The organism is Pseudomonas botevensis, from assembly GCF_019145475.1.
GTDB lineage: Bacteria > Pseudomonadota > Gammaproteobacteria > Pseudomonadales > Pseudomonadaceae > Aquipseudomonas > Aquipseudomonas botevensis.
The window spans coordinates 262,282-273,617 of sequence record NZ_JAHTKI010000006.1 but is presented as its reverse complement, the minus strand read 5'-3'; the positions used below and the strand labels follow the sequence as shown (position 1 = coordinate 273,617).

The 11,336-nt window shown below is 61.5% G+C and carries 5 protein-coding genes; all 5 read left to right on the top strand.

Annotation, left to right across the window (positions count from 1 at the left end; translation table 11 throughout):
• Nucleotides 1–128: 128 nt before the first annotated feature.
• The 5 genes from recC to KVQ74_RS11100 all read left to right on the top strand — a co-directional run bounded on the left by recC (nt 129) and on the right by KVQ74_RS11100 (nt 11,332).
• Nucleotides 129–3,584: an exodeoxyribonuclease V subunit gamma gene (gene recC, locus KVQ74_RS11120; RefSeq protein WP_217831112.1), complete on the top strand. Its 3,456-nt coding sequence runs from the start codon at nt 129–131 to the stop codon at nt 3,582–3,584.
• Nucleotides 3,577–7,266, top strand: coding sequence for an exodeoxyribonuclease V subunit beta (recB, locus tag KVQ74_RS11115; RefSeq protein WP_217831111.1), 3,690 nt, complete (start codon nt 3,577–3,579; stop codon nt 7,264–7,266). The genes recC and recB overlap by 8 nt, the downstream gene beginning before the upstream one ends.
• Nucleotides 7,263–9,371, top strand: a complete 2,109-nt coding sequence (gene recD, locus KVQ74_RS11110) for an exodeoxyribonuclease V subunit alpha (protein ID WP_217831110.1) — start codon at nt 7,263–7,265, stop codon at nt 9,369–9,371. Before recB ends, recD begins: the two co-directional genes overlap by 4 nt.
• A gap of 120 nt (nt 9,372–9,491) precedes the next feature.
• Nucleotides 9,492–10,067, top strand: a complete 576-nt coding sequence (locus KVQ74_RS11105; protein ID WP_217831109.1) for a YfiR family protein — start codon at nt 9,492–9,494, stop codon at nt 10,065–10,067.
• On the top strand, nt 10,064–11,332 hold the full coding sequence (locus KVQ74_RS11100) for a diguanylate cyclase domain-containing protein (protein WP_217831108.1): 1,269 nt from the start codon (nt 10,064–10,066) through the stop codon (nt 11,330–11,332). Before KVQ74_RS11105 ends, KVQ74_RS11100 begins: the two co-directional genes overlap by 4 nt.
• The last annotated feature ends 4 nt before the right edge of the window (nt 11,333–11,336 follow it).

The window sequence follows — 11,336 nt, the reverse complement described above, 5'->3', positions numbered from 1 at the left end:
AGCAGTTGGGGTTTTGTTTTGCCCGCAGGAAAGTTCTTACAGCACTCACAGACGCCTTCCGGCTGTCACGGCCCGCCGACAGTGCTAAGGTTCTGCCCTGGCTTTTGTACTTTTCCAAGGAAGCTTTTATGCCGGACGCTCAGTCCCTCAACGCTGCATTCATGGTGGTTCAGAGCAACAGCCTGGACGAACTGCGCAGCCTGGTGGTCAGCATCATGCGGCGTTATCCGCTGGCTCCCCTGGAAAATGAAATCGCCCTGGTACAGAGCAATGGCATCGCTCAATGGCTCAAGCTCGCCCTTGCCGAAGATCCTGAAGAGGATGATCTGGGCGGCTGCGGTATTGCTGCGGCAATTGATGTGCAACTGCCGGGCAGTTTCATGTGGCAGCTTTACCGGATGGTGTTGGGACGAGATGAAATCCCGGCCAAGTCATTGCTCGACAAGGCTCCGTTGACCTGGCGTTTGATGCGCCTGCTGCCTCAGCTCATAGACCGTCCGCATTTCGAGCCACTCCAACGCTTCCTCACTCATGACAGCGATCTGCGCAAGCGTTATCAGTTGTCCGAGCGACTGGCGGACCTCTTCGACCAATATCAGGTTTATCGGGCCGACTGGCTCGAAGATTGGGCCGAAGGGCGCCATCAGCTACGCAACGTCAGGGGTGAAATAAAGCCTCTCGCTCCCACCAATTGCTGGCAGGCAGAATTATGGCGTGCCCTGCTGGAAGATGTCGGTGCTCAAGGCATGGCTCAAAGCCGCGCTGGGGTTCATCAACGTTTTATCGAGCGCATCAGTCAACTTGAAAAAGCGCCTGTGGGAATACCATCACGAGTGATCGTTTTCGGGATTTCTTCCTTGCCTGCGCAGGTGCTGGAAGCCTTGGCCGGACTCGCGCGTTTCAGCCAGGTTCTGCTATGTGTCCACAACCCTTGTCGCCATCATTGGGCCGATATCGTCGCTGACAAGGACCTGCTGAGGCATCAATACAAGCGTCAGACCAGAAAGCACGGAATGCCTACGGTGCTGGATCCTGACACGCTGCACCAGCACGCTCACCCGTTGCTCGCAGCCTGGGGCAAGCAGGGCCGTGACTACATCAATCTGCTCGACAGTTACGATGATCCCAACAGTTACCGCGCGGCATTTCGCGACGGTCGTATTGATCTGTTCAGCGAGATGCAGCCGCAGAACATGCTGAACCAACTGCAGGACGACATTCTGGAGTTGCGCCCGTTGAGTGAGACTCGGGATTACTGGCCTGCTGTCGATCTGGCCCACGACGAATCGATCCGTTTTCACATTGCCCACAGTGCGCAACGCGAAGTCGAAATTCTCCACGACCAGCTCCTGGCGCGCTTCAGCGCCAATCCTGAATTGCGCCCTCGCGACGTGATTGTGATGGTGCCTGACATCGATAGTTACGCACCGCATATCCGCGCCGTATTCGGTCAGCTCGATCGACACGACCCTCGCTTCATACCGTTTACCTTGGCGGATCAGGGCCAGCGCGGTCGTGATCCGTTATTGATCGCTGTCGAGCATCTGCTCAAGTTGCCGGACAGTCGGTTCCCGGTCAGCGAAATCCTCGACCTGCTCGATGTTCCTGCCTTGCGTGCCCGCTTCGGTGTCGAAGAAAGAGACCTGCCGACCCTGCACCGCTGGATCGAGGGCGCTGGTGTTCGCTGGGGAATGAACGCCGAGCAGCGTGCGGGGCTTGGGTTGCCGGAAGAACTGGAGCAAAACAGTTGGCGTTTCGGCCTGCGCCGGATGCTGCTCGGTTATGCCGTGGGCAGCTCCAGTGCCTGCGCGGGTATCGAACCCTATGATGAAATCGGCGGTCTTGATGCTGCACTGATCGGTCCGCTGGTCGCGTTGCTGGACACACTGGAGCTGTCTCATCAGCAATTGCTTCAACCGGCGAAACCTCAGGAATGGGGCGACCGTCTGCAAGCGTTGCTGCAACTGTTCTTCAAGGCAGGCAACGAGCACGACGACTACTTGCTGACACAGCTCGAGGAGCTGCGCGAAACATGGCTGGAAACCTGCGATTCCGTCGGACTGCAGGAGGCGTTGCCGCTCACCGTTGTTCGTGAAGCCTGGTTGGCCGGGCTGGATCAGGGCCGCCTGTCCCAGCGCTTCCTGGCCGGCGCGGTAAACTTCTGCACCTTGATGCCGATGCGTGCCATCCCTTTCAAACTGGTCTGCCTGCTGGGAATGAACGACGGCGATTACCCACGGGCGCAGCCTCCGCTGGATTTTGACCTGATGGGCAGTGACTACCGTCCCGGTGACCGCTCACGGCGCGAGGATGATCGCTATCTATTGCTCGAGGCGCTTCTGTCGGCGCGCAATCAGCTCTACATCAGTTGGGTTGGCCGCAGCATCCGTGACAACAGCGAGCGGCCAGCGTCGGTGCTGATCGGCCAGCTGCGTGATCATTTGGCCAGCGGTTGGACACTGGTCAATGGCACTGGTGATTTGTTGGAGGCCATGACCGAAGAGCATCCGCTGCAACCCTTCAGCGCCCGGTATTTCCATGAAGGCGAGCACTTGTTCAGTTATGCCAGCGAATGGCAGGTGTTGCATCAGCAGCATGAGGCACTGGCTGAAACCGGGCTGCTTGAACCCCACGTTCAGGAGGAACCTCTGAGCCTGGCGCTGTTGCAGGACTTTTTGCGTAATCCGGTCCGGCATTTCTTTACTCAGCGGCTCAAGGTGTATTTCGAGTCCGCCGAAGCCCCGTTACCTGACGAAGAGCCTTTTGTTCTGGATGCATTGCAGCGCTACACGCTCAGCGATCGGTTGCTCGAGGCCGCTCTGGTGCAGCCGGACAATATCGATCAGGCGCTGAGCGATCAGGCCCAACGTCTGCAGGCCAGCGGATTGTTGCCCATGGCCGGATTCGGTGAGTGCCTGCAGCGTGAGTTGATCGAACCGCTGCCGGATTTGCTGCAACGTTATCAACAGCTGCTGACGCTATGGCCAACGCCGATGACCAGTGCGATTCCGGTCAACATCGAATCTCAGGGGTTGAGTCTGGAAGGCTGGCTTGGCGGTCTGCATCGGCGCGCTGACGGCGGGATGCTTTCGGCTTCGACGATTCCCAACAGCATTGGCTCGATAAAAAGCCGTAAATGGCATCGGCTGATCAAACCGTGGGTCAGCCATCTGGTGGCCTGCGCCAGTGGCCTGTCCTTGACCACCGCTCTGGTGGCCAGCGATGACACGCTGCTGCTTGAACCCATGGAACAGGAAAGAGCGTCGCGTCTGCTCGGAGAGTTGCTGCTCGCTTGGCAAACGGGCATGCGCCAGCCACTGCCCGTCGCGGTCAAGACGGCTTTCGCCTGGCTGTCCCAGACTGACCCGCTCAAAGCCGAAGCCTCTGCCCGTAAAGCCTATGAGGGTGATGGCCAGACCAGCGAGGGTGAGCGGCGCGAGAGCCCGGCATTGACCCGGCAGTTCGTCGATTACGATGCCTTGTTGGCGGACGAGACGTTCTCCGGTTGGTGCGAGACCTTGTACCGCCCAATGCTCGAAGCACCCTGGCGCTCCTTGGCCGGCGAGGGACCCACTCATGAGTGACAAGACCCCTCTTGCCCTGGCATTCCCGCTCAGAGGAAGCCAGTTGATCGAAGCCAGCGCCGGCACGGGCAAGACCTTCACCATTTCCGCGCTCTATCTGCGTCTGATTCTGGGACACGGAGGCGAGTCGAGCGGTTTCAGCCATGAGCTGCTGCCGCCGCAGATTCTCGTCGTGACATTCACCGATGCGGCGACCAAAGAGCTGCGCGAGCGTATCCGCACCCGCCTGGCCGAAGCCGCACGGTTTTTCCGTGACGAAACCCCGGCACCCGATGCGCTGATAGCCCGGTTGCGTGAACAGTTCGAACCGCAGCAGTGGCCAGGTTGTGCCAATCGTCTGGACATTGCCGCGCAATGGATGGACGAGGCCGCCGTATCGACGATTCACAGTTGGTGCCAGCGGATGCTGCGTGAGCATGCCTTCGACAGCGGCAGTCTGTTCACCCAGTCCCTGGAAACCGATCACAGCGATCTGCTGGGCGAAGTATTGCGCGATTACTGGCGATTGTTCTGCTATCCGATGCAGGGAGATGCGCTGAACTGGGTTCGCAGTAACTGGGGCGGTCCGGCAGCCCTGTTGCCCCGGGTGCGCGGTCTGTTCGCCAGTGAGCGAGACAATGAGGAAGCCAGGACCCCAGCCGAGCTGATCGATGAATGCCTGCAAGAGCGTCGAGCCGCGTTGGTCGAGTTGAAAATGCCCTGGCGCCAATGGGCCGATGAACTGCTCGCCATCTGTCACCAGGGTGTCGCGAACAAAGCGGTCGATGGACGCAAGATGCAGGCGCGCTACTTCGAACCCTGGTTTGACAAGCTCAAGACCTGGGCTGAAGACGAAGCGCTGGAACAACTCGATATAGGCACCGGATTCACCCGGCTGACGCCCGGGGGCATGGCTGAAGCGTGGAAAGGGCCGGCACCGGATCACCCGGGGCTGGATGCGATGGCCGGACTCAAGTCTCGTCTCGACGCGTTGCCTACACCTGATGCAGCGGTGCTGCAGCACGCAGCCAAATGGGTCGGCACCCGATTTGAGGAAGAGAAACGTCGTCGCGCCGAAATGGGCTTCGATGACATGCTGCTGCGTCTGGATGCCGCGTTGCAGGCCGAGGGAGGCGAGCGCCTCGCCACGCTGATTCGCGAGCAGTTTCCGGTCGCCCTGATTGACGAGTTCCAGGATACCGACCCGGTGCAGTACCGGATTTTCGAGAGCATCTATCGGATCGAAGACAACAACCCCGATACCGGGCTGTTCCTGATCGGCGATCCCAAGCAGGCGATCTACGCCTTTCGTGGCGCGGACATCTACACCTACCTGCGCGCCCGCCAGGCCACGACCGGTCGCCTGCACACCCTGGGCACCAACTTCCGTTCCAGCCACGGCATGGTGCGAGCTGTGAACCATGTGTTCGAGCGCGCCGAACTTCGCGAGCAGGGGCGCGGTGCGTTTCTGTTCAGGGAGCAAAACGGCGATAACCCGGTGCCATTCCTGCCGGTAGACGCGCAGGGGCGCAAGGAACAGTTCCAGATCGCCGGGCAGGATGTGCCTGCGTTGAATATCTGGCATTTGCCTGCCGAACAGCCGTTGTCCGGGGCGGTTTACCGCCAGCAACTGGCGGCTGCTTGCGCCAGCGAAATCGCGGTGATGCTCAATGGCGGGCAATCCGGTCGTGTGGGTTTTGTGCAGGAGGACAAGGATTGGCGAGGCGTGCGTCCGGCCGACATCGCGATCCTGGTACGTGATGGCAAGGAGGCGCAGGCCGTGCGCGGCGAACTTGCTGCCCGTGGGGTGCGCAGTGTTTACCTGTCGGACAAGGATTCGGTGTTCGCCGCTCAGGAGGCCCATGATCTGCTCACCTGGTTGAAGGCTTGCGCCGAGCCTGATGTCGAGCGCTCGCTGAAGGCCGCCCTGGCTTGCGTCACGCTGAATCTGCCGCTGATCGAGCTGGAGCGTTTGAATCAGGATGAGTTGGTCTGGGAAAACCGGGTCATGCAGTTCCGCGCTTATCGGGAGCTTTGGCGCAAGCAGGGTGTGCTGCCGATGTTTCGGCGCCTGCTGCATGATTTCCATCTGCCACGCGCGCTTTTGCTGCGCAGCGATGGCGAACGGGTCCTGACCAACCTGCTGCATCTGTCGGAACTGCTGCAACAGGCCGCCTCCGAACTCGACGGTGAGCAGGCCCTGATCCGCTATCTCGCCGAACATCTGGCGTTGTCCGGCCAGGCCGGTGAAGATCAGATCCTGCGTCTGGAAAGTGACCAGCAATTGGTCAAGGTCGTGACCATCCACAAGTCCAAGGGGCTTGAGTATCCGCTGGTGTTCCTGCCGTTCATTTGTTCGGCGAAACCGGTGGACGGGAGTCGCTTGCCTCTGCACTACCATGACGCTTCGGGCAAGGCTCAGGTGAGTCTGAAGCCGACTGCCGAGCTGATTGCCCAGGCTGATGACGAGCGTCTGGCGGAAGACCTGCGCTTGCTGTACGTGGCCCTGACCCGTGCACAGCATGCTTGCTGGCTGGGGGTGACGGATCTCAAACGCGGCAGCAACAATAGCTCGGTGCTGCATCTTTCGGCATTGGGGTATCTGTTGGGCGGTGGTGCGTTATTGCGCGAGTCCGGCGAACTGAATGTCTGGCTGCGGGATCTGCAACAAGATTGTTCCGCGATCAGTGTCGGTGAGATGCCACCGGCCACTGACGAGCATTACCAACCATTGCGTGACGAAACGCTGTTGCGCGCGACGCTGCTGCCCAAGCGCCGGGCTAGTGAGAACTGGTGGATCGCCTCCTACAGCGCCTTGCGCATCAGCGATGTCTTGAGTATCGGTAGCGATGAGGCACCCGACAGCCCGCAAGCACAGAAACTGTTCGATGATGAACGCCTTGATCCTGAGGCTGTACGCGAGATCATCCCCGGCGGCGCCGACATCCATCGATTCCCTCGCGGCCCGAATCCGGGAACGTTTCTCCACGGCCTGCTGGAGTGGGCGGGGGACGAAGGTTTCGCCGTTTCCCGAGAGGCGCTGGAAGACGCCGTGGCTCGACGCTGCAACCGCCGGGGCTGGCAAGGCTGGATCACCACGCTGAGTGACTGGCTGCAACAGCTGCTCGAACTCCCGCTGCCCGCCGGTGCCGGGCAACCACCGGTAGTGCTCGGGCAGTTGAAGCAGTATCAGGTGGAGATGGAGTTCTGGTTCGCCAGCCATAAGGTCGATGTTCTGAAGCTCGACGAACTGGTGCGCCAGTACACTCATAATGGCCAGGCCCGAGTGGGGGCCGAACCGGTGCAGCTCAATGGCATGTTCAAAGGCTTTATCGACCTGACCTTCGAGCATGAGGGCCGCTATTACGTCGCCGATTACAAATCCAACTGGCTGGGTGTCGATGACCTCGCCTATACCGAACACGCCATGGAGCAGTCGATTCTCGACAACCGTTATGACCTTCAATACGTGCTTTACCTCCTGGCATTGCATCGCCAGCTGAAAGCGCGGCTCGTCGATTACGATTACGACCGGCATGTCGGCGGCGCGCTTTATCTGTTTCTGCGCGGCACCCGGGCGGCCAGCGGTGGAGTCTATTTCGCCCGTCCTCCGCGAGAGCTGATCGAACGCCTCGACCGGATGTTCCAGGGCAAACCGGAACCGAAGGCCGAACCCGCCTGGGAACAGGGAGTATTGCTATGAGCCGCACGTTCGCCGATTTGCTGCCGACGCCGTTGGCGGCCGACAGTCTGGCAAACCTGATGCCCCTGACCCGTGCCAATGACTTGCTGTTGTTGCTCACTCGCTGGGTCGAGCGCGGCTGGTTGCGATCTCTCGACAAGGCGTTCGTGGCGTTCATTCATGAACTCGCGCCTGATGCGGATCCGCTGGTGCTGCTGGCAGCTGCGTTGACCAGTCATCAACTTGGCCATGGTCACGTGTGCCTGGATCTGTTCGAAACCCTCAAGGCGCCGGATTTTGCCCTGTCGTTGCCGCCAGAGGGGGATCCGCAAGGTGGGGCGTTGTTGCTGCCATCGCAATTGCTCGAAACCCTCGACGGTGCTCACTGGTGCAACGTGTTGGCCGGCAGCACGCTGGTGGCATTGGCGGCGGATGCCGGCGAGTTGGCGCGGCAACGACCGCTGGTGCTGTCCGGGAAGCGTCTTTATCTGCGGCGTTACTGGGCTTACGAGCGGCGCATCGACGGCGCGTTGCGCCTGCGTCTGGCCCAGCACGAAGCCACTCCGGACGATCTGGCGCAACGGCTGGACGGTTTGTTCGGCCCGGCCCGAAGTGCAGGCCCTGTGGATTGGCAGAAACTTGCCTGTGCCCTCGCCACTCGAGGTGCGTTCAGTATCGTCACTGGTGGTCCCGGCACCGGCAAGACCACCACGGTCGTACGTCTGCTGGCGCTGCTCCAGGCGCCGGCGGTCGAGGCCGGTCAACCGCTGCGGATTCGACTTGCCGCTCCGACGGGCAAAGCGGCGGCGCGACTGACCGAGTCCATCAGTCAGCAGGTGCAATCGCTCACTGTCCCCGAATCGGTGCGGGAAAAGATTCCCTGTGACGTCACCACGGTACACCGATTGCTCGGCAGTCGTCCGGGGACCCGGCACTTCCGCCATCACGCCGGTAATCGACTGCCGCTGGACGTACTGGTGATCGACGAAGCGTCGATGATCGACCTCGAGATGATGGCCAATCTGCTCGACGCCTTGCCGCCGCACGCCCGCCTGGTGCTGCTGGGGGACAAGGATCAGCTCGCCTCGGTGGAGGCCGGAGCGGTGCTGGGGGATCTGTGCCGTGACGCCGAGGCGGGTTGGTACAGCCCGCAGACGCGACAATGGCTGGAGTCGGTGAGCGGCGAGTCGTTGCAGGAAAGCGGTTTGCGTGAAGACACCGGCGGCGTGCATCCGCTGGCCCAGCAAGTGGTGATGTTGCGGCACTCGCGGCGTTTCGGTGAAGGCAGCGGGATCGGGCAACTCGCCCGTCGGGTCAATCAGCAACTGCCGGATGACGCACGCCAGTTGCTGGAGGCGCGCAGCCATGACGACGTGTTTTCGTTGCCGCTCAAGGGGGAACATGATCGGGCGCTCGAGCATCTGTTGCTTGACGGGCATGGCGAAGGCCCGCACGGCTATCGGCATTATCTGACGGTGTTGCGCGATCAGCGCCCGGCGCTGGGGACGTCGTTCGACGATGCGGTTTGGGTCGATTGGGCACGCGCGGTTTTGCGCGCATTCGATACCTTTCAACTGCTGTGCGCGGTGCGTAAGGGGCCATGGGGTGTCGAGGGTCTGAACCAGCGCATTACCAGTGCGTTGCTCAAGGCGCGGCTGATCGACAACGACCAGCAATGGTATGAGGGGCGGCCGGTGCTGATGACGCGCAACGACTACGGCCTGGGCCTGATGAACGGTGATATCGGCATTGCGCTCAAATTGCCCGAGCGTGATGGTCCGGATGCCGGCAAGCCGCTGCTGCGTGTCGCGTTCCCGCGTAACGATGGGCGGGGCGGGGTGCGCTTCGTACTGCCGAGCCGGCTCAATGATGTCGAAACCGTCTATGCCATGACGGTACACAAGTCCCAGGGTTCCGAGTTTGCCCACACCGCGCTGATCCTGCCGGACGCCTTGAATCCGGTGCTGACCAAGGAGTTGATCTACACCGGCATCACCCGGGCCAAGGACTGGTTCACCCTGATCGAGCCACGTCGGGGCATTTTCGAAGAAGCGGTACGGCGTAAGGTCAAGCGCCTGAGTGGATTGATGCTGGAACTGGAGGAGGGGGCCGAGGCTCAGGGGTGAAAACTTCCCATGAGCAATGGCGATAACTGACCAACCGGTCAGGGGTCGCTGTATCGCTGGCGTTTCGGTGCTGTGCTATCGTTGCGGCATCATTTCGTTACGATCCAAGAGAATCCCTGCATGAAGGTGGCTGTCTGGGCGACAGAGCGCGTCGTTGGCTGCAAGCAGATGCTGCTGGGCGGTCTGCTCTGTTTGTTGTCGGGAGTGGTCGTCGCTCAAGCACAAACGCCAGTGGGCATGGCCGAGCAACGGGCCAGATCGGTCACCCAGGTCGTCCTCGGCATTCTCAGTTATGCGCGCTGGCCGGTGGAGCCCGCGCAATTGCGCCTGTGCATCGTCGGTCCTACCGAATACACCGACGATCTGGTCAAGGGCACGACCCAGGCCACCGGCCGCCCGGTCATCGTGCGCCGTCTGCTGGCCGACAACCCGACCATCGTCAGCGAGTGCGACGCGGTGTACATCGGCAAACTCACCGCCGACGAGCGCAGCCGCTTGTTCGCCTCATTGATCGGCCATCCGGTGTTGAGCATCAGCGAGGGCGGTGATCAATGCACCGTCGGTAGTCTGTTCTGCCTGCGGGTTGGCGATGAGCAGGTATCGTTCGAGGTCAATCTCGACTCCGTTGCCCGCAGTGGTGTTCGTATTCATCCCAGCGTGTTGCAGTTGTCGCGCCGCAAGCCGGCGGCACCATGAGACTGTTCAAATCGGGCGCTCGCCCGACGCTGGGTTCGGTGATCGGCCGAGGGCATTTGATCGTTGCGCTGGTGGCGGTGGCCATGGCGAGTGTATCGCTGACGCTGCTCGGTGTGCTGGCCCTGCGGGTCTACGCCGACCACAACTTGCAGTTGATCGCGCGTTCGATCAGCTACACCGTGGAGGCCGCCGTGGTCTTCAACGACAAGGCCGCTGCCACCGAGGCGCTGGCGTTGATCGCGTCAACCGAAGAAGTTGCCGACGCCCAGGTGCTGGACAGCCAGGGCCAGTCGCTCGCACGCTGGCGGCGACCGGAAAACGGCTTTATCTCCGAACTGGAAATGCAGATCGCCCGGACCATTCTGGAAAAACCAGTGAGCCTGCCGATCCTCCATCAGGATCGGGAGATCGGCCAGGTTCTGCTGACCGGCCATGGCGGCAGCCTGATGCGGTTTCTGCTCAGCGGTCTGGCCGGGATTGTTTTGTGTACCGCTATCAGTGCCTGGGTCGCGTTGTATCTGGCGCGCCGTCAATTGCGCGGGATCACCGGCCCGTTGCGCAGCCTCGCCACTGTCGCCCACGCCGCCCGCAGCGAGCGCGCCCTTGATCGCCGGGTGCCGCCGGCGCGGATCGCCGAGCTGGACAATCTCGGCAGCGACTTCAATGCCTTGCTCGACGAGCTCGAATCCTGGCAAACCCACCTGCAAAGCGAAAACGAAACCCTCGCGCACCAGGCCAGCCACGACAGCCTGACCGGGTTGCCCAACCGCGCCTTTTTCGAGGGCCGGTTGATCCGAGCGCTGCGCAACGCCAACAAGCTCAACGAGCGGGTGGCGGTGCTGTTTCTCGACAGCGACCGCTTCAAAGGCATCAACGATAACTTCGGCCATGCCGCTGGCGATGCCGTGCTCGTGGCTGTCGCCAACCGGGTGCGGGCGCAGTTGCGCGAAGAGGATCTGGTTGCGCGTCTGGGCGGTGACGAGTTTGCGGTACTGCTGACGCCGCTGCACAAGGTCGAAGACGCCGAGCGCATCGCCGACAAGATTCTCGCCAGCATGGACACCCCGATTGCGCTGCCGGGGGACGCCAGTGTCGTGACCTCGCTCAGTATCGGCATCGCGGTTTATCCCGATCATGGCAATACTCCCGGCGCCCTGCTCAATGCCGCCGATGCGGCGATGTACCAGGCCAAGCGCCTGTCGCGCGGCGCCCAATTCACCGCCGGGTCGGAGTACCCGGTCGCCCACGTTCAAACCAGGAGCTGAATCC